Annotated in this window: 27 protein-coding genes and 1 pseudogene; 14 read left to right on the top strand and 14 right to left on the bottom strand. The window is 63.1% G+C overall.

What is annotated here, in order from left to right; genetic code table 11:
* Nucleotides 1-45: 45 nt before the first annotated feature.
* The gene (locus NKJ35_RS19215; protein ID WP_352649193.1) at nucleotides 46-960 is read left to right on the top strand and encodes a hypothetical protein; all 915 of its coding nucleotides are present in this window, start codon (nucleotides 46-48) and stop codon (nucleotides 958-960) included.
* Nucleotides 961-973: 13 nt separating this feature from the next.
* Here NKJ35_RS19215 and NKJ35_RS19210 read toward each other — a convergent pair whose 3' ends face one another.
* The 5 genes and pseudogenes from NKJ35_RS19210 to NKJ35_RS19190 form a co-directional block, all read right to left on the bottom strand.
* Nucleotides 974-1,186, bottom strand: coding sequence for a hypothetical protein (locus NKJ35_RS19210; RefSeq protein ID WP_023717422.1), 213 nt, complete (start codon nucleotides 1,184-1,186; stop codon nucleotides 974-976).
* Nucleotides 1,187-1,304: 118 nt separating this feature from the next.
* The gene (locus NKJ35_RS19205; protein WP_352477392.1) at nucleotides 1,305-1,703 is read right to left on the bottom strand and encodes a GFA family protein; all 399 of its coding nucleotides are present in this window, start codon (nucleotides 1,701-1,703) and stop codon (nucleotides 1,305-1,307) included.
* 194 nt (nucleotides 1,704-1,897) lie between these two features.
* Nucleotides 1,898-2,854: an alpha/beta fold hydrolase gene (locus NKJ35_RS19200; RefSeq protein WP_352649192.1), complete on the bottom strand. Its 957-nt coding sequence runs from the start codon at nucleotides 2,852-2,854 to the stop codon at nucleotides 1,898-1,900.
* Between the two features lie 41 nt (nucleotides 2,855-2,895).
* Nucleotides 2,896-3,380: pseudogene (locus NKJ35_RS19195) on the bottom strand (SRPBCC family protein).
* A gap of 119 nt (nucleotides 3,381-3,499) precedes the next feature.
* Nucleotides 3,500-3,748, bottom strand: coding sequence for a ParB N-terminal domain-containing protein (locus tag NKJ35_RS19190; protein WP_254817674.1), 249 nt, complete (start codon nucleotides 3,746-3,748; stop codon nucleotides 3,500-3,502).
* Nucleotides 3,749-3,903: 155 nt separating this feature from the next.
* Between NKJ35_RS19190 and NKJ35_RS19185 the strand changes: the two genes are divergently transcribed.
* The 5 genes from NKJ35_RS19185 to NKJ35_RS19165 are packed head-to-tail and all read left to right on the top strand — an operon-like array spanning nucleotide 3,904 to nucleotide 9,403.
* On the top strand, nucleotides 3,904-5,544 hold the full coding sequence (locus NKJ35_RS19185) for a N,N-dimethylformamidase beta subunit family domain-containing protein (RefSeq protein ID WP_352649191.1): 1,641 nt from the start codon (nucleotides 3,904-3,906) through the stop codon (nucleotides 5,542-5,544).
* 1 nt (nucleotide 5,545) lies between these two features.
* A complete protein-coding gene (locus NKJ35_RS19180) occupies nucleotides 5,546-6,913 on the top strand; it encodes an aminotransferase family protein (RefSeq protein ID WP_352649190.1) in 1,368 nt (455 codons plus the stop codon).
* A gap of 10 nt (nucleotides 6,914-6,923) precedes the next feature.
* Nucleotides 6,924-7,853 (top strand): 3,5-dioxohexanoate:acetyl-CoA acetone transferase, encoded by a 930-nt coding sequence (gene kce / locus NKJ35_RS19175; RefSeq protein ID WP_352649189.1) that lies wholly within the window; start codon nucleotides 6,924-6,926, stop codon nucleotides 7,851-7,853.
* A 9-nt stretch (nucleotides 7,854-7,862) separates the two neighbouring features.
* On the top strand, nucleotides 7,863-8,375 hold the full coding sequence (locus tag NKJ35_RS19170; RefSeq protein WP_352649188.1) for a GNAT family N-acetyltransferase: 513 nt from the start codon (nucleotides 7,863-7,865) through the stop codon (nucleotides 8,373-8,375).
* The gene (locus NKJ35_RS19165; RefSeq protein ID WP_352649187.1) at nucleotides 8,372-9,403 is read left to right on the top strand and encodes a histone deacetylase family protein; all 1,032 of its coding nucleotides are present in this window, start codon (nucleotides 8,372-8,374) and stop codon (nucleotides 9,401-9,403) included. Before NKJ35_RS19170 ends, NKJ35_RS19165 begins: the two co-directional genes overlap by 4 nt.
* An 18-nt stretch (nucleotides 9,404-9,421) precedes the next feature.
* Here NKJ35_RS19165 and NKJ35_RS19160 read toward each other — a convergent pair whose 3' ends face one another.
* Both NKJ35_RS19160 and NKJ35_RS19155 read right to left on the bottom strand, forming a co-directional pair.
* Entirely contained in the window at nucleotides 9,422-10,687 is a 1,266-nt protein-coding gene (locus NKJ35_RS19160) for a cysteine desulfurase-like protein (protein WP_352649186.1), read from the bottom strand.
* 48 nt (nucleotides 10,688-10,735) lie between these two features.
* The gene (locus tag NKJ35_RS19155; RefSeq protein WP_352649184.1) at nucleotides 10,736-11,803 is read right to left on the bottom strand and encodes an aldo/keto reductase; all 1,068 of its coding nucleotides are present in this window, start codon (nucleotides 11,801-11,803) and stop codon (nucleotides 10,736-10,738) included.
* Nucleotides 11,804-12,187: 384 nt separating this feature from the next.
* Between NKJ35_RS19155 and NKJ35_RS19150 the strand changes: the two genes are divergently transcribed.
* On the top strand, nucleotides 12,188-12,352 hold the full coding sequence (locus NKJ35_RS19150) for a hypothetical protein (RefSeq protein ID WP_023674744.1): 165 nt from the start codon (nucleotides 12,188-12,190) through the stop codon (nucleotides 12,350-12,352).
* Between the two features lie 51 nt (nucleotides 12,353-12,403).
* On the opposite strand, the gene NKJ35_RS19145 is transcribed toward NKJ35_RS19150, so the two are convergent.
* Complete coding sequence (locus tag NKJ35_RS19145; protein WP_254817666.1) at nucleotides 12,404-12,910, bottom strand: DUF1993 domain-containing protein; 507 nt, start codon at nucleotides 12,908-12,910, stop codon at nucleotides 12,404-12,406.
* Nucleotides 12,911-13,033: 123 nt separating this feature from the next.
* On the opposite strand from NKJ35_RS19145, the gene NKJ35_RS19140 reads away from it, so the two are divergent.
* Nucleotides 13,034-14,071 (top strand): DUF1176 domain-containing protein, encoded by a 1,038-nt coding sequence (locus NKJ35_RS19140; protein ID WP_352649182.1) that lies wholly within the window; start codon nucleotides 13,034-13,036, stop codon nucleotides 14,069-14,071.
* On the opposite strand, the gene NKJ35_RS19135 is transcribed toward NKJ35_RS19140, so the two are convergent.
* The 5 genes from NKJ35_RS19135 to NKJ35_RS19115 form a co-directional block, all read right to left on the bottom strand.
* Complete coding sequence (locus tag NKJ35_RS19135) at nucleotides 14,068-14,925, bottom strand: alpha/beta hydrolase family protein (RefSeq protein ID WP_352649180.1); 858 nt, start codon at nucleotides 14,923-14,925, stop codon at nucleotides 14,068-14,070. The two genes, NKJ35_RS19140 and NKJ35_RS19135, sit on opposite strands and share 4 nt — an antisense overlap.
* Nucleotides 14,926-15,017: 92 nt before the next feature.
* Nucleotides 15,018-16,628: an NTP transferase domain-containing protein gene (locus tag NKJ35_RS19130; RefSeq protein ID WP_352649178.1), complete on the bottom strand. Its 1,611-nt coding sequence runs from the start codon at nucleotides 16,626-16,628 to the stop codon at nucleotides 15,018-15,020.
* Nucleotides 16,625-17,329, bottom strand: coding sequence for an XdhC family protein (locus NKJ35_RS19125; protein WP_352506413.1), 705 nt, complete (start codon nucleotides 17,327-17,329; stop codon nucleotides 16,625-16,627). Before NKJ35_RS19125 ends, NKJ35_RS19130 begins: the two co-directional genes overlap by 4 nt.
* 6 nt (nucleotides 17,330-17,335) lie before the next feature.
* Nucleotides 17,336-17,674, bottom strand: coding sequence for an XdhC family protein (locus tag NKJ35_RS19120; protein WP_352506414.1), 339 nt, complete (start codon nucleotides 17,672-17,674; stop codon nucleotides 17,336-17,338).
* A 224-nt stretch (nucleotides 17,675-17,898) separates the two neighbouring features.
* Nucleotides 17,899-18,393 carry a flavin reductase gene (locus NKJ35_RS19115; protein ID WP_352506415.1) on the bottom strand — a complete coding sequence of 165 codons (495 nt, stop codon included), beginning with the start codon at nucleotides 18,391-18,393 and terminating at the stop codon, nucleotides 17,899-17,901.
* A gap of 180 nt (nucleotides 18,394-18,573) precedes the next feature.
* Here NKJ35_RS19115 and NKJ35_RS19110 point away from each other — a divergent pair, with 180 nt between their 5' ends.
* Together NKJ35_RS19110 and NKJ35_RS19105 are read left to right on the top strand one after the other, a co-directional pair.
* Nucleotides 18,574-19,647 (top strand): branched-chain amino acid ABC transporter substrate-binding protein, encoded by a 1,074-nt coding sequence (locus NKJ35_RS19110; RefSeq protein WP_352649175.1) that lies wholly within the window; start codon nucleotides 18,574-18,576, stop codon nucleotides 19,645-19,647.
* A 14-nt stretch (nucleotides 19,648-19,661) separates the two neighbouring features.
* Nucleotides 19,662-20,681 carry a P1 family peptidase gene (locus NKJ35_RS19105; RefSeq protein WP_352649239.1) on the top strand — a complete coding sequence of 340 codons (1,020 nt, stop codon included), beginning with the start codon at nucleotides 19,662-19,664 and terminating at the stop codon, nucleotides 20,679-20,681.
* Nucleotides 20,682-20,728: 47 nt separating this feature from the next.
* Here the strand turns inward: NKJ35_RS19105 and NKJ35_RS19100 are convergent, their stop codons facing one another.
* Complete coding sequence (locus tag NKJ35_RS19100) at nucleotides 20,729-20,983, bottom strand: DUF2171 domain-containing protein (RefSeq protein WP_254817658.1); 255 nt, start codon at nucleotides 20,981-20,983, stop codon at nucleotides 20,729-20,731.
* 243 nt (nucleotides 20,984-21,226) lie between these two features.
* Between NKJ35_RS19100 and NKJ35_RS19095 the strand changes: the two genes are divergently transcribed.
* From NKJ35_RS19095 to NKJ35_RS19080, 4 genes are read left to right on the top strand one after another with little or no spacing between them, the layout of a single operon-like run.
* Nucleotides 21,227-21,952, top strand: a complete 726-nt coding sequence (locus tag NKJ35_RS19095) for a DUF2259 domain-containing protein (RefSeq protein ID WP_352649173.1) — start codon at nucleotides 21,227-21,229, stop codon at nucleotides 21,950-21,952.
* 11 nt (nucleotides 21,953-21,963) lie between these two features.
* Nucleotides 21,964-22,464, top strand: a complete 501-nt coding sequence (locus tag NKJ35_RS19090; RefSeq protein WP_352477372.1) for a hypothetical protein — start codon at nucleotides 21,964-21,966, stop codon at nucleotides 22,462-22,464.
* Between the two features lie 59 nt (nucleotides 22,465-22,523).
* Nucleotides 22,524-23,831: an adenylosuccinate lyase gene (gene purB / locus NKJ35_RS19085; protein WP_352477371.1), complete on the top strand. Its 1,308-nt coding sequence runs from the start codon at nucleotides 22,524-22,526 to the stop codon at nucleotides 23,829-23,831.
* The gene (locus NKJ35_RS19080; protein WP_352649170.1) at nucleotides 23,831-24,403 is read left to right on the top strand and encodes an RBBP9/YdeN family alpha/beta hydrolase; all 573 of its coding nucleotides are present in this window, start codon (nucleotides 23,831-23,833) and stop codon (nucleotides 24,401-24,403) included. The genes purB and NKJ35_RS19080 overlap by 1 nt, the downstream gene beginning before the upstream one ends.
* The last annotated feature ends 3 nt before the right edge of the window (nucleotides 24,404-24,406 follow it).

Genomic DNA, 24,406 nt, shown 5'->3' with positions numbered 1-24,406 from the left:
GTCTCCACTAATCTTACGGTGTAAGGCCATACTTGGGAGGAAGTCATGCAGCCCGCCGCCCTGTCAGAATTTCAGCCCGTAGCCCCACCCGAGCCACGCTCGCCCGCCATCGGGATCGACGAGATATCTGGCGATCTCAGCCGCGTTATCGAACGCGCCGAGGTCAATGCCTGGCTCGATCTCTATCGCGCCGCCCCGGCAGACTTTGCCGCAAGGCAAGGCCTTGCCATCGCCGAAGATGGCGATCTCGTCTGGACCACCTGCACGACGATCCCGTTCATCCATTTCAACTGCGTCAAGAATCTCGGTGTCGATAGCGCTGCCACCGAGAGCCGGCTCGACGCACTTCTGGCGCATTATCGCGAGGCCGGTATTCTGCGGCCCTGGTTCTACACCAATCCGCATACCGAGCCCGCGACGCTCAGCTGCTGGCTCGAGGCACGCGGCCTGCAGCGTCAGGGCGGCTGGGAACGCATCTTTCGCGATGCCACGCCATTGCCAACGGAGCCGCTTTTCCCGTCGAAGGGTGTCTCGGTCGAGCGGGTAACGTCGGCAACGGCAAGGGAATGGGCTGGGTTCATCGACAGCCAATATCGGTTGCCGACCTCACCGTGGTTGCGGGCGCTGGCCGGCCGACGCGGCTGGCATCATTACATGCTGCGGCGGGACGGCGCGGTGGCGGCGGTGCGCTCGATGTTCATCGGTGCCGACGGCATGGCCTGGAGCGGCATCGACGCGCCGGTTCCCGGCATCATGGCGCCGAGCTTCGACCTCGATGCAATGCTCGGCGAGGCGATGGTGCGCGACGGACTTGCGGCCGGTGCAAAACTGTTCGTGGCCGACATCGAGGCGCCGCAGTCCGAACGCGACGGGCCGGCGTATCGCAACTATGCGCGCCTCGGCTTCAGGCTCGCTTATTTCCGCAGCCATTACAGCTATTTGCCGGCAAATTCCGGCTGACCGCTTCAAGACCCTAGCCGCACAGCCACAGCTTGTGGCAGGTCGTGGCCATAAGGTGGGCCGGCGGTACAAAACGATCGTTGACCGCCACATCATCGTCCGCCCGGCGGACCTTTTCCTCGAGCAGCGTGCGAAGTTCTGCCGGCTGCACGCGGTCGCGCTCCATCACCAGCTTGATCATCGGATCACTCAAGAGCTCGTCCAGGGTGTTGATGCTGTCGTTCATTCCGTCGCCTCCTCGACTGCCGCCCGCACGCAATAGATAGGCAGCAATGATGGCCCGCCAATGACGCTTTGCCGGCTATCTCGTGTCGCTTTGGATTAAATTTTATCCAGACTTCACCTCAAGCCGGAGGTGGCGCGCCTTCATATTGCGGCAGGCCGTCGTCGATCTGGACCCAGGGCTGCTTCGAGGCGGTCCAGATATGCATCTCAGGCCTGAACACCGAAGGATCATCGAGCGAGCCGGTCGTGATGCCGATGATGCCGGCGGAATCGCGCCGGGAAAACATCGTCGTGCCGCAACGCGGGCAAAAGCCACGCTTGAGATCGGGCGAGGAATTCACCGTCGCCAGCGGACCGTCGACCGTCACATCGTCGATGCGGAACAGCACGCGCGCGTTGAAGGCGGCACCCAGTGCCTTCTGGCAGAGCCGGCAATGGCAGACGCGCTCATTGATCGGTGTCGCCTCGACATGGTAGCGCACCGCACCGCACAAACACCCGCCCTGATATCTTGCCATCGCCCATGTCCCTTCCTGCGAGGATAGGCGATACCTATCGATAGGCGTGGCACCGTCAATTGAAAAGCTTTGATGGCGTTATCTAAAGCTGTGATCCGGCCGATGGGCGATCGGCTGGATGCGCCGAGCCAAGGCCTCATCAACGAAATGCCGGCCATCTCGCGGGAGACGGCCGGCAGACAATTGACTGAGCGTCAGTTCGTTTCGTTGACGACCTCATCCCAAGTCTTGACCTTGGTCTCGCCATTGAGGAACGGCAGCGTGGCAGCTGTCAGTTCCGGCGCGAAGAACACGTCATAGTGCGTGCGGTTCGGCAGGATCGCCAGGCGGTTTTGCGACAGGTTCTCGCGCATCCAGCCGGCGTCCTTCAACCCGCCGCCAAGCATCTGGTAGAACTTGATCTCGTGCTCGGGCCGGTACATGTCACTGTCGCCGAACACCAGCATGACCGGCATTTTCAGCTTCGGCACGTCGGCAGAATAATCGTAGTCCTTGCGCATATAAGCGCCGAGCTGGTCGAGCAGTTTCGGAAAATCCTCCGGATGCGGCGCGACCGCGACGTAGGATTTGTACATCGGCGTGTCCTTCATCATGTCGGCCATCGCTGCGCCGACTTGTGCCTGCTGGCCACGCATCTCGGCATAGAAGCCGTCCGCGGCGTAGCCGGTCGAGACCAGGACGAGCCGGCGCACCACGTCGGGATGCTGCACGGCCATGCGGAAGGCGACGCCCCCACCCAGCGAATAACCCATGACGTCGACCTTGTCGTAGCCGAGCGCCTTGACGATCGCCGCCATGTCGTCGCCCATCGCCTCCAGGCTGAGCGGCCGGTCGCCGAGCGCGGTGCGGCCATGGCCCTGCAGGTCGACCCCGATGACAGTGCGGTTTTCGGTAAGCTTCGGCAGGATCGGCGCGAACATGTCGGTTGTGCCGAGACCGCCATGCAGCAGAAGCAGCGGCTCGCCCTTGCCATAGACGGCGGAATAATAGTTCAGGCCGTTGATCGGCAGCAGGCCGGACTTTTGCGGCTTCGGCAGTGTTGCGGTTGCGGTCGTCATGGCGGGCTTGGCCTCCTCTGCGTTGATGGCGCCCGGCGCGGCAAAGAGCGCGGCGGCCGAGGCGAAAATGGCAATAAATATCGATCTGGACATATCAGTCTCCCTCTCTCGTTTGCATCAAAGTCGCTTGTGCATCAAAGTAGCTTGGCGACCTCCTCGAGCTGTTCGGCGCACTGGCCCAGCCGTCGTGAAAACCCATTTTCTCGTGCTGTTCGCGGTCGGCGACCGACCAATGCGCAACCCGGGCGATGTAGCGGGTCTTGCCCTCGCCCTCGTCGTCGAAGGTCAGCACGACCGTCATGAACGGCTTTTCGGACGGCTCCCACGCCCTGGCATAGGCATCGGTGAAGACGAGCCTTTTGCCTGGTACGACTTCGAGGAAGATGCCTGGATTCGGGAACTCCTTGCCGTCGGGATCGGCCATGACGACAAGGGTGGAGCCACCGGTCCGCACATCCATTTCGGCGCGCGGCGTCGTCCACGGCTTCGGCGAGAACCATTGCGTCAGCAGCTTCGGCTCGGTCCAGCAGCGATAGACGTTCTCGCGCGGCGCATCGATGATGCGGGCGAGAACCAGCTCGCGGTCGGAGTTGGGGGCGATGTCGAGCTTGGTGGTCATGGCGTTCCTCACACGTCGGTTTGGCTTTCGTGTCTAGGACGAACCGACAAGACGCAAGCCGACACGGCCCGCGAAAAAATCCGCGGGACCGGAGATTCGAGCGACGGAACCGAGTGGCTTCAGTGGCGCTTGGCTTGCACCAGATAGGCGTCGATCTCGGTCTCGCCGAGCCACTTGGCCGCTTCCAGCCGATGCAGGCCTTCGACCAAGACGTGGCGCTTGCCGTCATGGCGCACCTGGATCGGCATCTTCATGCCGTTTTCCAGAATGTCCTCGGCCAGATGGCGGACGGTTTCAGGATGCAGCGTCTTCTTGCGCGCGGTCGGCACGTAGATGTCGTCGACCCTGACCTTTTGCACTCTCAGCATATCGGCTCCCGTGCGGACAAGGCCGCCCTTTGTGAGATAGTCTGTTTGGCCGGCAAGGCCAAGGGAGCAGCCCGGCAATGGCTGGCCCGATCGTTTCCAATTGACGCTTGGCCGGCGGATAGCCGAAATGGCGGCCTTCGAACTTAGCGGTGTCCATGAACCATCTGCCGACCGAGTTTCCCGATTTCGGACTGACGCCGGAGCAGCGACGCCAGGCGGTGCGCAGCCATTACTGGGAATGGCCCGGTATGGATGGCGGGCGCGGCGAAATCTGGTGCTACAGCGACCGTTTTTCCTATCGCCCCGGCGAGATGGTGGCGCTGCATGTCAGTTCGACGGCCGCCGGTTTCGGCATCGCGATCATCCGCGACGGCCGCGCGGAAACGACAATGTTCGAAAGGACCGGGATTGCGGCGCGCTGGCAAGATACGCCGGATCAATGTTCGGTCGAAGGCTGCGGCTGGCAGGCGTCGTTCGAGTTTCGCATCGGCGACGACTGGCCATCCGGCGCCTATCGCGTCACGCTTGAAGCGGACGGTCGCGACGGCAAGCCGATCCGCTGTCATCACCTTTTCATCGTCTCGCCGCAGCCCGGCAAGAAACCCGGCCGCGTGCTGCAGGTCGCGGCCACCGGCACCTGGCTCGCCTACAACACATGGGGCGGTTCCAACCATTACGAAGGCATCACCGGGCCGGCCCGCGACCAGTATGCACGAATGGTGTCGACGCAGCGGCCTTGGTGCCGCGGCTTCGTCGTGCTGCCCAAGGATGCGCCGCGCGTGCCGCTCGAAGTCGCGGTGCCGCCGAAAACCGTGCCGCGCTATCCGCACATGGAATGGGCCTTTGCCACCGGCCATTCGAAGAAATACGCCTCAGCCGGCTGGGCAAGCTACGACAGCCATTTCTTCCGCTTCGCTGAGCGTTCCGGCTACGCCGTCGATCTCGCCAGCCAGCACGATCTGCATTTTTCGCCCGACATTCTCGACGGCTATGACTGCGTCGTCTTCGTCGGCCACGACGAATATTGGACCTGGGAAATGCGCGATGCGGTCGACACCTATGTCGAGCGCGGCGGTCATGCGGCGCGCTTTGCCGGCAATTTCATGTGGCAGACCAGGCTGGAGGACGAAGGCCGCCGGCAGGTCTGCTACAAATACCGCGCCCGCGCCGAGGACCCGGCCTATCGCGGCGGCGATATAAGGCGCGCCACCAATTCCTGGGAAGCGCCGGAAATCGGCCGGCCGGGTGCGGCGACCTTCGGCCTCAACGCGACAAGAGGCGTCTATGCCGGCTGGGGCGGCTGCGCGCCGCGCGGTGTGCGCGGCTTTCCGGTCTACCGGCCGGAGCATTGGGCCTTTGCCGGTACCGGCATCTACTATGGCGACCTGCTCGGCGCCGACAGCCATGTCTATGGCTATGAGGTCGATGGGCTCGATTTCGAGATCCGCGGCGGCCTGCCCTACCCGACGTCCGACAGCGGCGCACCGGACGGCCTGCAGGTGCTCGCGGTCGGCATGGCTGCCCAGGTCGAGGAAAGCGCCGACATCCCGTTCGAGGACCAGTTCCTCGGCGACGAGGACGGCCGCTTCACCGCCGAAACGCTGTTCGGCGAGGTGAGCGACGCCAATCTCGACAAGGTCAAACGCGGCAACGGCATGATCGTCAATTTCCGGCGCGGCAAAGGCGAGGTGTTTCACGCCGGAAGCTGCGAATGGGTTGCCGGCCTGCTAAGGCAGGATGCGCTGGTCGAGCGTGTTACCAGAAATGTCCTCGACCGCTATCTCGGAAAGTCATGACATGCTGAAGTCCCCTGCCCCGGAAGCCCGCGAAGCCTCGCATCTGTTTTATCTGTCCAGCCTGCGCCGGCCGCTGATCGACCGCGCCGAAGGCATCTACATGTGGACGCAGGATGGCCGCCGCTTCATCGACGGATCGAGCGGCCCGATGGTCGCCAATATCGGCCACTCCAATCGCAACGTGCTCGACGCGATGAAACGGCAGATGGACCGCGCCACCTTCGCCTACCGCCTGCATTTCGAGAACGAACCGGCAGAGGAGCTCGCGCGGCAACTGGCGGCCAAACTCCCCGAGGGCCTGGACCGCATCTTTTTCGTCTCCGGTGGCTCGGAGGCAACGGAATCCTGCGTCAAGCTAGCGCGGCAATGGGCGGTCGCCATCGGCCAGCCCAGCCGCTGGAAGGTGATCACGCGCTTTCCGTCCTATCATGGCGGCACGCTCGGCGCGCTCGCCGTCACCGGCGACGATGCGCTGGCCGAAACGTTTGCGCCGATGATGCAGGTCATGCCGACGGTGCCGGCGCCTGCCGCCTGGCGTGACCGCGACAATCTTTCGATGGAACAGCGCGGCACATGCTACGCCGACATGCTGGAGGAAAAGATCCTCGCCGAGGGACCGCAGAGCGTGCTCGCCTTCATCATGGAGCCGGTCGGCGGCGCTGCCACGGCTGCATTGGTGGCGCCCGACAGCTATTATCCGCGCATCCGCGAGATCTGCGATCGCTACGGCATCCTGCTCATCCATGACGAAGTGATGAGCGGTGCCGGCCGCACCGGAAAATTCCTTGGCGGCGACCACTGGAACTGCAAACCAGACATCGTCGCGCTGTCGAAGGGGCTGGGCTCGGGCTATGCGCCGCTCGGTGCGCTGGCGGCACCGATGCGGCTGGTGCAGCCATTGCTCGCGTCGGGCGGCTTCCAGCACGGCCATACCTATGCCGGCAATCCGCTCGCCTGCGCCGCCGGGCTCGCCGTGCTCGGCGAGATGGACCGTCTCGGCCTGATCGCGAACGCGGCTGTCATGGGCGAGCTATTGATGGCCGAGCTGAAGGGATTGGCGAAGCGGTTTCCGTTCATCGCCGACGTCCGCGGCAAGGGCCTGCTCACCGGTGCCGAAATGGTCGCCGATCCGGACACGCTGAGGCCGATCGAGCCGGCGAAAAAGGCCACTCAGCGCCTGCTCGACCTCGCCTATGAGCGCGGCCTGATCATCTACGGACGCAAGGTCAAGGGCGGTGTCGACGGCGACAATTTCATGGTCGCGCCGCCGATGATCATCACCGCCGCGCAGATCGGCGAGATCATATCCATCATCGGTGACGCGCTCGAGGTGCTGGCCGGCGAGCTCGACCTGCCGGTCGAAGGCTGAGGAACGAGCCATGGCACCGCGCAAAGTCATCATCACCTGCGCCGTCACCGGGTCGGTGCACACCCCGTCGATGTCGCCGCATCTGCCAGTGACGCCGGACCAGATCGCCGCAGACGCAATCGCCGCCGCCGAGGCCGGCGCCTCGATCCTGCATCTTCATGCCCGCGACCCTAAGGATGGGCGGCCGACCGCCGACCCCGAGGTGTTCATGCAGTTCCTGCCGCGCATCAAGCAGGCGACCGATGCGGTGATCAACATCACCACCGGCGGATCGTCGCTGATGACGCTCGACCAGCGGCTGGCCGCGCCGCTCAGGGCCGAGCCGGAAATGTGTTCGCTCAATATGGGTTCGATGAACTTTGCGCTGTTCCCGATGCTCGAGCGGCCGCGGGAATGGCAGCACGAATGGGAGCCGAAACTGCTCGAGGCCACCCGCGACACGATCTTCAAAAACACCTTTGCCGACATGGAGACGGTGCTCGAGAAGCTCGGGCGCGGTTGCGGCACGCGCTTCGAATTCGAGTGCTACGATGTCGGCCATCTCTATTCGCTGGCGCATTTTCGCGATCGTCGGCTGGCGTCTGGACCTTTGTTCATCCAGTTTGTTTTGGGCATTCTTGGCGGCATCGGCGCCGATCCAGAAAACCTGATCCACATGAAGCGCATCGCCGACAAACTGTTCGGCGACAGCTACCAATTTTCGGTGCTGGCCGCCGGACGCCACCAGATGCCGATGATCTCGATTGCGGCGGCGATGGGCGGCAATGTCCGCGTCGGGCTGGAGGACAGCCTCTACGACGGGCGCCAACTCGCCAAGTCCAATGCCGACCAGGTGCGCCGCATCCGCAGCGTACTCGACGGATTGTCGCTGGAGGTCGCGACGCCGGCCCAGGCGCGGCACATGCTGGCACTCAAGGGCGGCGATCGCGTGGCGTTCTGAGATGCGGCCGTGACCAACCAACCGTCAAGAGACATCGTCATCCGCCCCGGCCGGGTGGAGGACGTCGAAACCATCCACGCCGCGCTCCTACGGCTCGGCGCGCATGTCGGCGCACATCAGGAGATCACCTCGACAGCTCGGGATCTCCGCACCTATGGCTTTGGCGAGAAGCCTGCCTTCTCGACCCTGATCGCCGAGGTCGGCGGCGAGTTTGCCGGGCTTTGCCTGCATTTTCCAATCTTCTCGACATGGATGGGCCGGCCCGGCGTCTATGTGCAGGATCTCTATGTCGAGGACCGGTTTCGCGGCCGCAGGATCGGCGAGCGCCTGCTGCGCCGGGTCGCGGCGCAATGCCGGAAGGACGGCGGCGTCTATCTCAAGCTGTCCGTCGATACCGACAACGAGACCGCCAAGGCTTTTTACGAACGGTTGGGCATTGCCTGGTCCAGCTACGAGCAGGTGCAGAAGATCGTCGGCGACGCCTTTTTCGCATTCGCCGATGCACCGGAGGAGCCAACATGAAAGCCTTCTATGCCGGAGAACAGAAGCGCCACGACCCGAAGGCGTTCCTCTCCAGCGGCGCGCCGCGGCCCAATCCGGAAAAGCCGGAACGGGTCGAGCGATTGTTGGCCGGCGCAAAGGCTGCCGGCTGCACGATCGAACGGCCGCGGGATCACGGACTCGGCCCGATTGCTGCGGTACATACGCCGGAATATCTCGATTTCCTTCACCATATCTTCGCACGCTGGCAGCGCATCGAGGGCGCCTCGGCCGAGGTCATCCCCAACATCCACCCGATCGCGCGGAACGGCTCCTATCCGGCCTCGGCGGTCGGGCAAGCCGGCTACCACATGGCCGACACCGCCTGCCCGATCTCCGGCGAGACGTGGCAGAGCGCGCTTTGGAGCGCCTGGAGCGCGGTTGAAACCGCCGAGGCGGTGATGTCGGGGGCGCCCGCCGCCTATGCGCTGTGCCGGCCGCCCGGCCATCACGCCTTTGCCGACGTCGCCGGCGGCTTCTGCTTCATCAACAATTCGGCGGTTGCCGCACAGGTTCTGCGCAAGCAGGCGGCGCGGGTGGCGATCCTCGATGTCGACCTGCATCACGGCAACGGAACGCAAGGCATCTTCTATGCCCGGCCGGACGTGCTCACCGTGTCGCTGCATGCCGACCCGGTGCGTTTCTATCCGTTTTTCTGGGGCTATGCCGACGAGCGCGGCGAAGGCGCCGGCCTCGGCTACAATCTCAACCTGCCGCTGCCGCGCAAATCCGGCGATGCGGCTTTCCTCGAAGCACTGGCGGCAGCGTTCCAGCGCATCAACGCCTTCTCGCCCGATGCGCTTGTGGTCGCGCTGGGGCTGGACGCCTTCGAAGGTGATCCGTTCGGCGGGCTGTCGGTGAGCACGCCTGGTTTTTCGCGCATCGGCGAGGCGATCGCCGGGCTCGGGCTGCCGACGGTCATCGTCCAGGAAGGCGGCTATCTCTGCGACGAGCTCGGCGACAATCTCACCGCCTTCCTCATCGGTTTTGGCGGCGCCCACAAGCGATGATCCGTCGGCGTGGCCCGCTCAGGATCGCTCGTGCCTCAGCATGGCGACAACGCGGTGCACGCTCTCCAGCGTCTCGTCGATCTCGGCTGCAGTGTTGTAATGGGCGATGCCGATGCGCACCACGCCCTGCTCGGCCGGGATGCCGAGCTGGTGGACGATCTCCCAGGCGTAGTTGTGGCCGGACCACAGGAAGATGTTTTCCGCATTCATCTGCCGCACGATCGTCTCCGGCGCTATGCCTTCGACAGTGAACGACACCGTCGGCACACGCTCATTGATCCGCTTCGGATCGGTGATGCCGTGGATGGTCAGGCCGGCAATATCCGACAGACCGTCGATCAACTGTTGCGTTAGCGGGTTCTCGTAAGCGATTGAGACTTCGAAGGCCTTGGCGATTTTCCGCCGACGCGACCCTTGCGCACCAGCTGCCGCTCCCAACTCGGCAAAATAATCGACAGCCGCCGACAGGCCGGCCATCAATTCAATTTGCGGCGTGCCGAGCTCGAAGCGCTCCGGCAAGGCATTGGACGAGCAACGGCATTTATACGGCTTAAGCGCATCGATAACGTCCAGCCTGCCCCACAAAATTCCCATATGCGGGCCGAAGAACTTGTACGCCGAGCAGATCAGGAAATCGCAGCCGAGGTTTTGGACGTCGATCAGACCATGCGGCGCGAACTGGACGGCATCGACGTAGACCAACGCACCAGCCCGCCTAGCGATGCCGGTCAACGCCTTCACCCGGTTGATCGACCCGGTGAGATTGCTGGCGTAGTTGAGCGCGACGAGCCGCGTCCTCTCGGAAAGCAACGCGGCGAGCGCCGCCTCCTCGATCTGCCAGCTCTGCTGGTCGAAAGGCAGCCAGCGCACGACAAGGCCAAGGTCTTCAGCCAGTTGCAGCCAGGGTGAGACGTTGCCCTCATGGTCCATGCGGGTGAGGATGATCTCGTCCCCGGGCTTCATCGTGCGGCCGAGCGTTCGCGACATGTGGTAGGTCAAGGTCGTCATGTTGGCACCGATGATGATTTCCTGCGGACTTGCCGCACCCAGGAAATCGGCCATCGCCAGATGGGCCTCGTCGACAATGTCCTGTGCCGCAATGGTGGTCTCGAAGAAGCCGCCGAGGTTGGCATTGGTGGTCAGCAGGCAGCGTGACACCGCGTCCGCCACCGACTGCGGGACCTGCGTGCCGGCAGGATTGTCGAGATAGATGCGCTGGCGGCCCTTGTCGGTCAGCGACAAAGCCGGAAATTTCGCGCGCACCGCGTCGATCCGGAAGCCCATGGCTGTTCCCCTCTCCTTATGACAATCGGACAACCACGTCCCGACGCGTCAAGGGCACGGATTGCCGACGCGCTGATGGATCGCATCAACGGCTTTCTGCATGTCCTCGGTCCAGACCACGTCGGCGGAAGAGAGCGCCATTTCGAGTTGCGAAATGGTGGTGGCGCCGATGATGTTCGAGGTGACCAAGGGCCGGTTCGAGACATAGGCATTGGCAAACAGCGCCGGCTCCATGCCGAAGGTGCGCGCCAACCGGTTGTATTCGAGCTGCACCTCGGCAGCATTCGGCGTCTCGTAGCGCTGGCCGCGGTTGAACAACTGCGAGCGCGAGCCCTGCGGCCGGGCGCCATGATCGTATTTGCCGGTCAAATAGCCTTGCGCCAGCGGCGAATAGGCAAGCAGCGACACCTGCTCGCGCTCGCAGACTTCGGCAAGGTTCACCTCGAAGGTGCGATTGACGAAATTATAGGCGTTCTGCAGCGACGCGACGCGCGGGCCGAGGCCCTTGTCGGCTTCGGCAATGAAACGCATGACGCCCCAGGAATTCTCGTTCGACAGGCCGAAATGGCGGATCTTGCCGGCCTTCACCAGTTCATCAAATACGGCAAGCGTCTCGGCGATCGGCGTCTCGCCTTCCGGCACACCGGCGGCATCGGAGCGTCGCGGCAAGGTGCCGATGCGGTTCGGATTGGCGCCCCACGGCACGTCGCGTTCCGGCCAATGGATCTGATATAGGTCGATGTAATCGGTGTTGAGCCTGGCGAGTGACTTATCAATAGCGTCGAAGATATCGGCGCGCACCAGCTTAGACGGGCGGTCGCCGCGAAACCAAGTATTGGCGGTGCGACCAACTACCTTCGAGGCGATGATCACTTGGTCCCGATTGCGCTTCTCCTTCATCCAATTGCCAATGATTGTCTCGGTACGGCCTTGTGTCTCCGCCTTGGGCGGGATCGGATAGAGTTCGGCGGTGTCGATGAAATTGACGCCGCGAGCAAACGCCAGATCCATCTGGGCGTGACCGTCCGCCTCGGTGTTCTGCTGGCCCCAGGTCATCGATCCGAGGCAGATTTGCGACACGAAAAGATCGGTCTGGCCGAGACGGCGTTTGTGCATGGAGTTTCTCCGGCGGGAATTTTGCGCGGCTGCGCGAGGAGGAAGCAATAGCATACAGGAAAGCGCCGCCCGCTTCCAAGCCCACCGACGGCAGGCCAGGCGACTTTCCCAGGATGCCGGCGAACGGAGTTTTTCGCTGCGGCTAACAAAAAAGCCGGACTGCATGTGAATGCAGTCCGGAAGTTCGCCAGGAATGGCGAGGAAAAACCGGCCAGGTGCCGGCACTGAGGCCTACGGTCGAAGCACCGCAGAAGTTTCGCCGGAACAGCCGAATTATGTCAAAAATGATCAGGGCAGCATGGCTGCCATGCGAATGCTGCACTGCACAATTGTCATGATCTGCCTATATTGACGGCCGTGGAGGTTCAATAAGGGGCTTGAATCATGGGATTCTTCACTGAAATGTTCGCCCGTCCGCGTCCGCGGGAACAGCTGCGTTATCGTGCGGCACTGGCGCTGCTCCATTCGATGAGCAACGCCGATCGCGCCGATATCGGCGTCAAGCCGGCCGATTTCCCGCGCATCGCCCGGGAAATGTCCCTGCGCTAAACAGCGCGCCGTGAGATATCCCGCCGCAGCGGGATATCTCACGAGCTGATCTCAACGCAATCCGAGGAAGATCGACTTGCCCAATGGCACGCCGTTGTGGCGCAGGATGTCGTAGGCGGTGGTCAGGTGGAAGTAGAAATTGGGCATGGCGGCATGCAGCAGATACTGCATTCCGGGCATCGAAACCTCGCGCCCCGCAAGCCGCAGTTCGACCATCCTGTCATCTGAACCATCGAATTCGGCGGCCGAAAATGTCGCGAGATAGTCGAGCGTCTTGGTAAGGCGGGCCTGCAGATCAACGAAGCTCGTCTCATTATCCTCGTATTTTGGCACCTCACGCCCGGCAAGCCGCGACGGCGCGCCCTTGGCGTGATCGGTGGCAATCTGTACCTGCCTGGTCAGCGCAAACATGTCCGGCGCCAGCCTCGCCGTCAGATACACCTGCGGATCGATCTTGCGATCAGCCGCATTTTGCTCGGCAATGTTCAGCACATTGGCTAGTGACTTCAGCCTCGCCGAAAATACCGGCACGGATGCTTCATACATTGATATGGTCACAAGAAATCTCCACGGGGCCCTACTGCCTATGGCGAGAGGTAGCGCTTTCGCAGGCGATTGTTCAAGCGTCACCACGTCGCCGCAATCGATATGATAGGATTTTTTATCGAGTGGAGGTTCCCGATGAGACGCGCCCTTTTTGCAGCGACCGCCTTTATCTCTCTTGCCGCTGCCGGCCAATCGGCGCTCGCTGCAGACGCGCCTTATATCGACGACAGGTCGAATGCCGAAGCGGTGATCCGGTCGCTTTATAGTGCCATCAGCCGGCACGAATTCGCGCGCGCCTGGGACTATTTCGGCGACACCAAGCCGGCCAAGGATTTCAATTCCTTCGTCAAAGGCTATGACGGCACGGACACGGTCGAAGTGAAAACCGGTGGCGTATCCGAAGACGGGGCTGCCGGCAGCATCTACTACAGCGTTCCGGTCGCCATCCGGGCGACGGCCAAGGACGGCAGCGAGAATGTCTTTGCCGGCTGCTATACGCTGCGCCAGATCAACGCCTCGATCCAGGAACCGCCATTTCGCTCGATCTTCATCGACAAGGGTGCGCTGAAACCCTCAAAGGCCGATTTCGAGGATGCCGTGCCGGCAAGCTGCGGCGAAGGACCGCCGCCGCCGAAGAAGGACGCAGCGCTTGAGCAGGCCAACAAGGCGTTTGCCGCGACTTATGGCGACCAGTGCGACAAGGATCTTTTGGCGCAGAAGCCGGACATTTTCTCGATCCACTACAAGGACAAGGATGCGGCTGCCAGCGATCCCGAAAGCGAAACGCGGCTTTTCCATTTCGCCTGCTCGGCCGCGGCCTACAACGAAAACTCGATCTATTACATGAGCGACGACGTGCTTGGCGTAAGACAATTGCAGTTCGCCGAACCTGAAATGGACATCCGCTACGAGAACAATGACAGCGACGGCAAATTGCTGGGCATGACCATAGTTGGCTTCCAGACCTCCGGCTGGGCAACCAATTCCGATTACGACGAAGAGACCAAGACGATCACCACCTTCAACAAATGGCGTGGCATCGGCGATGCCTCTTCGTCGGGGACCTATCTGTTTCGCAACGGCGATTTTTCCCTGGTCCAGTACGACGTCGACGCGTCTTATGACGGCGAGGAAAATCCGCAGACGGTCGTCGACTACAATACCGCGCCTTAAGGGGCCTTCGACAACATCCAGTTGAGCGTGCCGCGCCAGTCGGTCATGCGGATGGGCGTGCCGTGCGTGCCGGTCTCGAAGCGGACGAAGCGCGTGGGATAGCTCTTCGATTTGGCCAGGATGGAGCGGAAGAAGGCTTCCTGTTTCTCGATTGGAAACACCGGGTCCTTGCTGCCTTGGCCGAAGAAGACCGGCACACGACGCTTGAAGGCGGGGCTTGAGAAGAAACTCTCGTCCCATAGCGAGCCGAGCAGCAGCAGCCCGTCGATGCGCCGGCCGGTATCATTGCGGGCGGCCAGCTTCCAGCATAATGAGCCGCCCATCGAGCCGCAGGCGACGAAGATTTTTGCGCTCGGCGATTGTTCGGCATAGTGGTCGATCAGCGCGGCGATCTGGGCGGCACCTGTGTCGCCGAAATCGGAAAAGTCCGGCGATAGATAGAGACCGCCGTTGCCCGCCATCAGGTTCTTGATGCGATTGAAATTACCGCCGAAGGTGAAGTCGTCGGTGCCCTGCTTACGGCTGCCGCCCTGCCCGTGCAGATAAAGCACGATGATGCTGGCACCCCCGGTCTTGCCGACGGCAATGTGGTGGACATCGCCGGCGTCGGTCTTCAGCAAGAGATCCTGCTGCACCTTGCGCACGCCGGTTTCGGTGTATTGCGCGTGCACACGACGCTCAGGCACTTCGTCACGAGCGTTGATGTCGCGCAGCTCACGATAATCGACCACCGTATAGGCGCCGTTGCTCTCGGACGAGAGTGTGACCGGATAGGCGAACAGATCGTCCTTGAAGGGTTTGAGTTCGAGAGCGTTGGCGTAGGCGACACAAAAGAGCTGCAAAAGAATCGCCATCGGCAGGGCCGGGAGGCCCGAGGGGGGCAAGCGGAACCGGAAGCAGGAACGAAAGGCCATCCCTCAGCCATGCGTTTTTCGGCTTCGGTTTGTCAATCCTGCAGCACGCCGCCGGCGCCTTCCAGCGCCTCGCGCGTGTCGACATCGATCGCTGCCCCTTCGCCGATCTCGACATCGATGACGTCGAGCCCTTCGGCCTCGACCAGATGGCGGGCGCCGGTATCGCCTTGGAGGTGAGCGATCGCGGCAAACAGCGAACGCGGCAGCAGCACCGGATTGCCGCGCCGCCCAGCGTGCGAGGCCCGCACCACCGATCGGCCTTCGGACCTGCGGAACGCCTCGATCAGCCTGTCGAGGTCGGCCGAGGCGACGCCGGGCATATCGCCGAGGACAATCATGGCGCCGGCGGCGTCGCCGGAAATCTTGGCGATGCCGGCCTTTAGCGACGAAGACAGACCCTCGGCGAAATCCGGATTGTCGGCGAAGGTCACATCGAGGCCAGACAGTGCACTGCGCACGCGCTCGCTCTGGTGGCCGGTGACGACGATGGTGGCCGCGGCTTTCGAACCGACTGCGCGTTCGGCGGTGCGGCGGACCAGAGGCTTGCCATCGAACAGTGCCAAGAGCTTGTTCGGCCCGCCCATGCGGCTGGAGCGGCCGGCGGCCAGAAGCACGATCTCGACCTTTGGTTCGGCTTTGGCCGGCAACGGCTCGCGCGGTTGCGGCCGCGTCGGAATTTCCATCAACAGCCCGCCGACACCCATGCCGGCAATATCCCTGGCGGTCACGTCGAGACCGGCGATCAGCCGGTCGAGCACCCAGTCGAAGCCGTTCTCCTTGGGACTGCGGGCGCAGCCCGGCGCACCGATGATGCGCTTGCCGCCGAGTGTGCCGAGCACCAGCAGATTGCCGGGATCGACCGGCATACCGGCGCGGATGACAGTGCCGCCGGCCCTTTCGATCGCAGCAGGAACGACGTCGCCGAAATCGGCCATCGCCGAAGCGCCGAAGATCACCACCATATCGTTGTCGCGGATCAGCGAGGCCGCAGCCTCGGCGACGGGGATAATTTCATGCGGCGTTCGACGCTCCCCCGTCAGCCTGCCGCCCGAACGCGCCAGGCGTGCTTCGGTGACGCGCAGCGTCTTGTCGAGCACGCTGGGTTTGATGCCGGGCAGCACCGTCTGGATGACGCCGACGCGCACCGGCTGATAGGCGTTGACCGCAAAGATCTCGCCGCCCGCGCAGATCCTTGCCACCGCATCGACCAAAGCGGAGGCGACCGCAAACGGAATGATCTTCACCGTTGCTACCATCTGACCTTTTTCGACCGGCGCATGCTGCGCGAGCGTGGCGATGGTGATCGTCGGATCGACGGCGTTGATGGCGTCGATCATCGCCGCGTCGACGGTGAACATGCCGGCAGCCTGCGCGTGGAGGTTGACCCTACCTGTCGCGGCAGGCTTCGCCTCGATGTTGCGATGGATCATACATGCGGCGATCTTTTCAGCGGCGACGTCCTCGCTGAGATCATCGGGCGCCAACACCGCCGCGACGACCTCGGAAATGCCAGCGGCCTTCAACAGGGACACATCCCCGGCGCTTAACCGGTGCGCCTTGCGGTAGCGGCGCTCTCCGGCTGTAGTGGCGTGCGCAAGCACTGCCCCTTCGGCCGCATCGATCGCAACGGGACCAAATTTCACGCGACCGCGCCTTTGGATTCGAGGCCGCGGGAGCGAAAGGCATGGATCGCTTGCGCCAACACCGCGACGGCAATCTCGGCCGGGCTGGCAGCTCCAATGTCGAGGCCGATCGGGGCATGAATGCGGGCGATCTGGTCGGCTGTCGCCCCCGAAGCCAGCAGGCGTTCCACACGTTTGGCGTGGGTCTTGCGGCTGCCGAGCGCGCCGACATAAAAGCAGCCGGCGTCGAGCGCCGCCTTCAACGCGAAATCGTCGATCTTCGGATCGTGGGTGAGAGCAGCCAGCGCCGTATAGTTATCGAGCGGCTGACGCGTCAGCACATCCTGTGGCCATTCGGCATGCAGCGCGATATCGGGAAAACGATCGGGCGTGGCAAAGGCCGTGCGCGGATCGATGATCTCGACAGGATAGCCGGCGATCCTGGCCATCGGTGCCAGCGCCTGGCTGATGTGGACGGCGCCGATCACCACCAGGCGCGGCTGCGGCAGATGTGCGTTGAGGAAGAACGTGCGCCCCTCAGCTTCGACCGAACCGGAATTGCCCGTGCGAAATGCCTTGGCGACGGCCGCCCCGAGTTCACCGGCTACCCGGTCTCCCTCGCGCACGACACGGTCGCGGCCGTCGCCGAGATCGGTGACCAGGATTGCCGCGCGGCGGGCGCGGCGTTCGGCGTTGAGTGTCTTCAGCGCATAGGGATCCATTCGAGATCAACCCAATCTTTCTACATAGACCTTGATGCGGCCGCCGCATGACAGGCCGACTTGCCAGGCGGTCTCGTCTGCGACGCCGAATTCGAGCATTTTGGCCTTGCCGCTATCGATAACCTCGAGCGCCTCGGTGACTACGGCGCCTTCGACGCAGCCGCCCGAGACGGAGCCGTGGAAATTGCCTTCGGCGTCGATGACCAGGTGGCTGCCGACCGGCCGCGGCGCCGAGCCCCAGGTCTCGACCACGGTGGCAATGGCGACATCCTTGCCGTCCTTCATCCAGCCCTCCGCGATGATCAGCGGGTCGCGAGCCTCATCGAGATAGATACTGCGTTCCATGATTTCTCCCTGAGAGACATGTGGTTATGCGACGCGCTTCACGCCAGCCTCGATCCACCGGCGCGGGTCGACCGAACCCATAAACAGCACGGTTGCCAGCGACCGGTTCCGCCACATAATCCGCACGGGGCAACAGATCGAGCGTCTCGTCGATCATCCGCGGCGCCGGACGCGGTTTTCCACTCGGTCATTCTGTCTCCGCGGGCGCAGCCATCTGAAAGCCTCTACAGAGCGTGGTAGCCGCGGTTGTGATAGATCAGCGGCCGCAAGTTATCGCCGATGCGCAAACCTGTAACCTTGCCAAAAAGCACACGGTGCGTGGCCAGATCCTTGGAGTCGATCAGTTCGCAGTCGAAGACGGCGAGCGCGCCCTTCAGCGTCGGCGCACCAGTCGAGATCACATCCCATTCGGCCAACGCGAAACGCTCCTCGACCGGCAGGCCGGTCATGCCGGAAAAGCCGATCGACAGCGGCTCCTGATCCGAAGCCAGCGTGTTCAGGGCAAATTTGCCGTTTTCCACGAACGGCTCATTCTTGGGATTTTCGCGGTTGAGGCAGACCAGGATGGTTGGCGGCGTGTCCGACACCGAGCAGGCCGCGATCACCGTCGCGCCGCGCCTGCCGGCAGGGCCATCGGTGGTGACTACATGCACATGACCGGCAAAATGGGCCATCGCGTCGCGGTAGGCCTGCGGCCCGATGTCATTCTTCTTCAGCACCGATGATTTTCCACTAGTCAGAACCAACCGTTATATATGGGGGGATATTGCAGCCCACAAGCGAAGTGCTTGACGTATATCCTGGATTCCCGTGTTGCGCCAAAGCTGGCCAGCCTTTAGGTCTTGGCGGCATTGGCGCCGGCAGAACACGCGATCGGCGCGGAGGAATTCTTCGCTCGCATGCGACCTTGGACAACCACAATAGCGGTGCTGGCCTGGCTCTCGGTCGCCGGTGGTGCGAGCGCCGAGAGGCTGCTGGTCGGCGTCGCGGCACCGCTGTCGGGGCCGTCGGCGATCCTCGGCAAACAGATCGAGGCAGGCGCGACAATGGCGGCTGAAGCGAACGACGCCGAAATCACGACGATCGATGACGCCTGCACGGCCGATGGTGGCGCCGCCGCCGCGCGGGAGTTCACCGCGGCCAAGGTCAACGTCGTCATCGGGTTTTTGTGCACCGACGCAATCGAGGCGGCTCTGCCGATCCTCAAGGATGCCGGCATACCGGTGATCACAGTCGGCGTTCGCACGGAAAGCCTGACCGACCGGCGCGCCAAGACGGGATGGCCGATCTATCGTCTCGGGCCGCGCGGCGACGACGAGCGCAATGCCGTCGCTGCCATCCTCACCCGCCTATGGCAGACCGAGCTGTTCGCCATCGTCGACGACGGCACGATCTATGGCCGCGAAATGGCCGAGACGTTTCGGGCAGTAGCCGAGCAAGCGGCTCTGAAGCCGGTGTTCGTCGACACGTTCCGGCCGCAGCTCGACAACCAGATCGGCCTGATCGGCCGACTTAAGAAAGCCGGCGCAACGCATGTCTTTGCCGGCGGCGACGGCGATGATGTCGCCATTATGGGCCGGGATGCTGGCCAGCTAAATACCGGCATGGTGTTTGCCGGCGGCGAAGCGTTGCGCGCGCCGCTCGGCGATGTGCCTTATGCCATCGGCACGCTGATGATCGCGCCGCCCGAATGGGCCGATGTCGCCGACCCCAAGGTGCTGCAGAGCTTTGCCGGGCAAAACATCGTGCCGGAAGGTTACACCCTGCCTGCCTATGCCGCGGTCGAGATCGCCAAGTCGGCTTCGGCATTGACGCAAAGCTCCGGCGAGAGACTGGCCAACGTGCTGACCGCGCATGACTTCACCACGGCGATCGGACCGATCCGCTTTGACGAAAAAGGTGACCTGACGCAAAATCCTTATCGAGCCTACCGTTTCGACGGCGGCCGTTTCGTGCCGGCGGAGAGCCAATGATGTCCAGCACGGGGATGTTCCGTACGGGTCCACGCAATCTCATCACCGACGTCGCCGGCCTGCGTGTCGGCAATGCGGCGAATGCGAAGCTGAAATCCGGCGTGACCACCGTCATCTGCGACGAACCGGCCGTGGCCGGCGTGCAAATCCTGGGCGGTGCGCCAGGCACCCGCGAAACCGACCTGCTCGAGCCGCACAATTCGATCCACGCCATCCATGCCGTGGTGCTTTCGGGCGGCTCGGCTTTTGGCCTCGACGCCGCGTCGGGGGTGCAGGCGGCCTTGCGCGAAAGAGGCATCGGCGTCGAGGTCGGCGGCTTTCGGGTGCCGATCGTGCCGGCGGCGATCCTGTTCGACCTGCGCAATGGCGGCGACAAGGATTGGGGCCGGTATCCGCCTTACCGCGACCTTGGCTACGAAGCCGCGCAAGCTGCCGCGATCGACTTTGCGCTCGGCACTACCGGCGCAGGTAGTGGGGCTTTGAGCTCCGGCCTGAAGGGCGGGCTCGGCTCGGCCTCGACAGTGCTGGACAGCGGCGTCACAATCGGCGCGCTCGCCGCCGTCAACCCGACGGGCTCGGTGACGGTCGCCGGGACCCGCCATTTCTGGGCGGCGCCGTTCGAGATCGGCGACGAGTTCGGCGGCTTAGGCTTTCCCCACCCAATGCCTGACGATGCCAGAAAGATCCTGCTGAAGTTCCGTGACAAGCATGCCGCAGAGCAGGCGGAAACCGGCGCCAATACGACCATCGCCGTAATCGCCACCGACGCGGTACTCACGAAGGCCGCCGCCAAACGCCTGGCGATATCAGCGCATGACGGCTTTGTCCGTGCCATTTGGCCGACGCACACGCCCGCAGACGGCGATCTGGTCTTCGCGCTGGCAACGGGCAAGAGTGGCATCGAGCTCAGGCCCAACGATGCGATCGATCTCTACGCCGCCGCCGGCGCCACGATGGCGCGCGCCATCAGCCGCGGCGTCTTTGCCGCGACGCCGGCCGAGGGCGATCTGTTCCCGGTCTGGTCGTCGCGCTGACCGCGCAGGGCTCATTCGGATTTGCCGTAATCAGACTGGACTTATGATCAGGTGGGGTCGGATTTTTCTTCCTCGAACGTGACCGCAACGTCCGAGTTTGCCGACAGCCGCACCTTCTGGCCCTCGACCTCGGCGACAAGGCTGAGAGGAATGAAGTGGTGATGACCCCTGTGAGCGCCCTCACCGCTATCGCGCTTGGTCAGCTTGATGCGATCTCCGTCAACCTTGTCGACGGTACCGACATGGACGCCGTCGGCGCCGATCACTTCCATACGTTCGCGAATCTTGGCTGCATCTGTCATGGGGGTCTCCCTTAGAGCGTCGCGTCTTTTTGAACGCGCAGAGGACGCTCTAAACATTTGACTCAGTGCACCGTACCTTCCGAAATCGATCCTGATTTTCGGAAGGCACGATGCGGTGAAGCTGCCGACAATAACAAACGACAGCCGGATTGGATGCATCGACTTTGTGTTTCAGTCAGCACGATCTTTTGACGGCATCGTGATAGGAATTTAACGGCGTCCACCGCCTGAATGGAATTCCCCATGCGAAATCTTGCTCTGTTTGCCGTCTGCCTGCTTGCCCAGCTTGCAACTTTGGCCGCCGCCCAGGCAGGCGATGTCGCCGAGCTTGAGATCCTCGGCTTCAGCCGCGATGGCGGGGTCTTTGCCTTCGAGGAATACGGCGTCCAGGACGGATCGGGATTTCCCTATGCAAACCGCTATTATATCGACACGGCCGACGACAGTTTCCTGAAGGGCTCGCCGATCCGTGTCCGGCTCGACGACGAGAATGCCGCGGTGGACGCGGCGCGGCTGCAGGCCCGGCAAAAGGGCGAAGCGATCGTCAGTCAGGCGGAACTGAAGGCAAATCGCGGCATCACCGCCGGCTTCAACCCGGTGACCGAGCTTTCTGCCGATCCCTTCCGCATGGTGGTCAATCCGCGCCCGATCTTTTCGCCGGTCGACGATCCGCTCGAGTTCCGGCTCGACCAGATCGGCATGAATGACACCGGCCGCTGCCAGAGCCAGGGCGAGATCAATGGCTTTCGCCTGCTGCGCATCGAGGCGAAGGACGGCGGTCAGACGAGGATTATTCACGAGGACAAATCGATCGCGCAAAGCAGAGGCTGTCCGAATGGCTACCAGATCGGCGCGGTTCAGACATTTTCACTGGATAGCCTCAGCGCCTATGCCGTGCTGATCGCGGTGCGCCAATACGGGTTCGAAGGGCCGGACTATCGCTGGATCGCGCTAACCGGTCGCCTGTGACGTTCCCCGCCATGCGCTATCGCGCCCTGTATCGTCTCCGCCGCGCTCTGCCGTCGCTGCGCACGGCATTTGCCGGTGCCTTGCTGTGGGCCATGGCGATGGGCGCCAGCGCGCTGCTCAATTTGCTGCAGTACAATTGGGAGACCCCGGCAAAGATCCGCTTCGTCTCGCTGCTTTATGCAGCCGGCGGTGCGCTCGCTTTCCCGATTGGGCTGTTCCTGGCGCGGCTCGTCTCGCTCGGACGCCACTGGGAGATCGCCCTCGCCGCCGCCTTCGTCTGCCTTCTCGCAGCGACGATTGTCTTCACCGGCGGCCTCTTTGGGCTGCAATACCGCTCCTACTATGTCCAATGGCATGCGCCCGCGTTCACCATCACCTGGGTTTTCCAGTTCGTGTTCACGATGTTGACGGCACTCTACCAGTTCGTCGTCCTTGGCATCCGGCTGTATTTTCCGCTCGGTTTCATTGCGCTCGCTGTCGCCAGTGTCTGGTTTGCGCGCCAGCAACGTTGAGCATTTTGCCTGCCTCTGTTAGGACGCGGGCAAATGCTCTCGCAAGTCAGGACCGACTGATGATCCCTCGCTACTCCCGGCCGGAAATGGTGGCCATCTGGTCGCCCGAAACCCGGTTCCGCATCTGGTTCGAGATCGAGGCCTACGCCTGCGACGCATTGGCCGAGCTCGGCGTCATCCCGAAGGAGGCCGCTAAGACCATCTGGGAGAAAGGCGGGGCGGCGAAATTCGATGTCGAAGCCATCGACGAGATCGAGCGCGTCACCAAGCATGACGTCATCGCCTTCCTCACCCATCTTGCCGAATTCGTCGGGCCGGATGCCCGCTTCATCCACCAGGGCATGACATCCTCCGACGTTCTCGACACCTGTTTTGCCGTGCAGCTCACCCGTGCCAGCGATATCCTCCTGGCCGATATTGACGGGCTGCTTGCGGCGCTCAAGCGCCGCGCCTTCGAGCACAAGGACACCATCACCATCGGCCGCAGCCACGGCATCCATGCTGAGCCGACCACCTTCGGCGTCAAGCTGGCGCAGGCCTATGCCGAATTCTCGCGTTGCCGCGAGAGGCTGGTGCACGCACGCGAGGACATCGCCACGTGCGCCATCTCGGGCGCGGTCGGCACCTTCGCCAATATCGATCCATATGTCGAAGAATACGTGGCCAAGAAACTCGGACTGAAGCCGGAGCCGGTGTCGACGCAGGTGATCCCGCGCGACCGCCACGCGATGTTCTTCGCCACGCTCGGCGTGATCGCCTCGTCGATCGAGCGGCTGGCGATCGAGGTGCGCCATCTGCAGCGCACGGAGGTACTCGAAGCAGAAGAGTACTTTTCACCCGGCCAGAAGGGTTCGTCGGCGATGCCGCACAAGCGCAACCCGGTGCTGACCGAGAATCTAACCGGCCTTGCCCGCATGGTGCGCTCGTTCGCATTGCCGGCAATGGAGAATGTGGCGCTGTGGCACGAGCGCGACATCTCGCATTCCTCGGTCGAGCGCATGATCGGGCCCGACGCGACGGTGACGCTCGATTTCGCGCTCTCACGGCTGACCAGCGTTGTCGACAAACTGCTCGTCTACCCCGACAACATGCTGAAGAACATGAACAAATTCCGTGGCCTTGTGCATTCGCAGCGCGTGCTGCTGGCGCTGACGCAAGCTGGCGTTTCGCGCGAGGACGCCTACCGGCTGGTGCAGCGCAACGCGATGAAGGTGTGGGAGCAAGGCGCTGATTTTCTTGAGGAACTTTTGGCCGACAAGGACGTTGTCGCTGCCCTGCCCGAGGCCGAGATCCGCGAAAAATTCGACTTGGGCTATCATACCAAGCACGTCGATACGATCTTTAGCCGAGTGTTTGGAGAGGCCTGATGATTTCGTCGGCCGGAGATTTCGATTTCCTTGCCCTGCCCGGGCGCGGCAACTCCGGGCCGGATCATTGGATGTCGCATTGGTGCCGGGTGTTCCCCAATTCGAGCCGCGTGCTGCAGGCCGAGTGGGACCGGCCTAAGCCTGGGGACTGGATCGGCCAGGTGGATGCCGCGGTGGCCGCCGCACCGCGCCGCGTCGTGCTACTTGCGCATTCGCTGGCGGTGGCGACGGCGGTGAAGTGGGCTGCCGGCGCCCGTCAAAGCCAACTCGACAAGGTCGCGGCGGCATTCCTGGTTGCCGCGACCAATGTCGAGGATACCGATCCCTCATTCGACGCGGTGCGCCCGTTCGCGCCGATGCCGCTGAAGCGCCTGCCCTTCCCGGCATTGGTGGTGGCGAGCCGCAGCGACCCGCGCGTCACTTTCGACAAGGCGACCGCTTTTGCCGCAGCCTGGGGCGCGGATATCGCCGATGCCGGCGATCTCGGCCATATGGGAAACGAGGCCGGCCTCGGCCTGTGGCCGGCGGGCCTGCTGATGCTTGGCCGCTTGCTTGAAAAGGCGAAGCTCTAACCG

Source organism: Mesorhizobium sp. M0136 (assembly GCF_040322515.1).
Taxonomy (GTDB): domain Bacteria; phylum Pseudomonadota; class Alphaproteobacteria; order Rhizobiales; family Rhizobiaceae; genus Mesorhizobium.
This window is presented reverse-complemented; position numbering and strand designations above follow the sequence as displayed.

Bases quoted from the DNA above. Each gene is read 5' to 3' on its own strand.
- NKJ35_RS19200 (WP_352649192.1), bottom strand. From the start codon at position 2,854: ATGTCCAGATCGATATTTATTGCCATTTTCGCCTCGGCCGCCGCGCTC.
- NKJ35_RS19120 (WP_352506414.1), bottom strand. From the start codon at position 17,674: ATGGAACGCAGTATCTATCTCGATGAGGCTCGCGACCCGCTGATCATC.
- NKJ35_RS19125 (WP_352506413.1), bottom strand. From the start codon at position 17,329: ATGGATCCCTATGCGCTGAAGACACTCAACGCCGAACGCCGCGCCCGC.
- NKJ35_RS19185 (WP_352649191.1), top strand. From the start codon at position 3,904: ATGAACCATCTGCCGACCGAGTTTCCCGATTTCGGACTGACGCCGGAG.
- NKJ35_RS19110 (WP_352649175.1), top strand. From the start codon at position 18,574: ATGCGACCTTGGACAACCACAATAGCGGTGCTGGCCTGGCTCTCGGTC.
- NKJ35_RS19160 (WP_352649186.1), bottom strand. From the start codon at position 10,687: ATGGGCTTCCGGATCGACGCGGTGCGCGCGAAATTTCCGGCTTTGTCG.
- kce (WP_352649189.1), top strand. From the start codon at position 6,924: ATGGCACCGCGCAAAGTCATCATCACCTGCGCCGTCACCGGGTCGGTG.
- NKJ35_RS19095 (WP_352649173.1), top strand. From the start codon at position 21,227: ATGCGAAATCTTGCTCTGTTTGCCGTCTGCCTGCTTGCCCAGCTTGCA.
- NKJ35_RS19190 (WP_254817674.1), bottom strand. From the start codon at position 3,748: ATGCTGAGAGTGCAAAAGGTCAGGGTCGACGACATCTACGTGCCGACC.
- purB (WP_352477371.1), top strand. From the start codon at position 22,524: ATGATCCCTCGCTACTCCCGGCCGGAAATGGTGGCCATCTGGTCGCCC.
- NKJ35_RS19155 (WP_352649184.1), bottom strand. From the start codon at position 11,803: ATGCACAAACGCCGTCTCGGCCAGACCGATCTTTTCGTGTCGCAAATC.
- NKJ35_RS19210 (WP_023717422.1), bottom strand. From the start codon at position 1,186: ATGAACGACAGCATCAACACCCTGGACGAGCTCTTGAGTGATCCGATG.
- NKJ35_RS19135 (WP_352649180.1), bottom strand. From the start codon at position 14,925: ATGGCGATTCTTTTGCAGCTCTTTTGTGTCGCCTACGCCAACGCTCTC.
- NKJ35_RS19165 (WP_352649187.1), top strand. From the start codon at position 8,372: ATGAAAGCCTTCTATGCCGGAGAACAGAAGCGCCACGACCCGAAGGCG.
- NKJ35_RS19100 (WP_254817658.1), bottom strand. From the start codon at position 20,983: ATGACAGATGCAGCCAAGATTCGCGAACGTATGGAAGTGATCGGCGCC.
- NKJ35_RS19105 (WP_352649239.1), top strand. From the start codon at position 19,662: ATGTTCCGTACGGGTCCACGCAATCTCATCACCGACGTCGCCGGCCTG.
- NKJ35_RS19215 (WP_352649193.1), top strand. From the start codon at position 46: ATGCAGCCCGCCGCCCTGTCAGAATTTCAGCCCGTAGCCCCACCCGAG.
- NKJ35_RS19150 (WP_023674744.1), top strand. From the start codon at position 12,188: ATGGGATTCTTCACTGAAATGTTCGCCCGTCCGCGTCCGCGGGAACAG.
- NKJ35_RS19090 (WP_352477372.1), top strand. From the start codon at position 21,964: ATGCGCTATCGCGCCCTGTATCGTCTCCGCCGCGCTCTGCCGTCGCTG.
- NKJ35_RS19205 (WP_352477392.1), bottom strand. From the start codon at position 1,703: ATGGCAAGATATCAGGGCGGGTGTTTGTGCGGTGCGGTGCGCTACCAT.
- NKJ35_RS19180 (WP_352649190.1), top strand. From the start codon at position 5,546: ATGCTGAAGTCCCCTGCCCCGGAAGCCCGCGAAGCCTCGCATCTGTTT.
- NKJ35_RS19140 (WP_352649182.1), top strand. From the start codon at position 13,034: ATGAGACGCGCCCTTTTTGCAGCGACCGCCTTTATCTCTCTTGCCGCT.
- NKJ35_RS19080 (WP_352649170.1), top strand. From the start codon at position 23,831: ATGATTTCGTCGGCCGGAGATTTCGATTTCCTTGCCCTGCCCGGGCGC.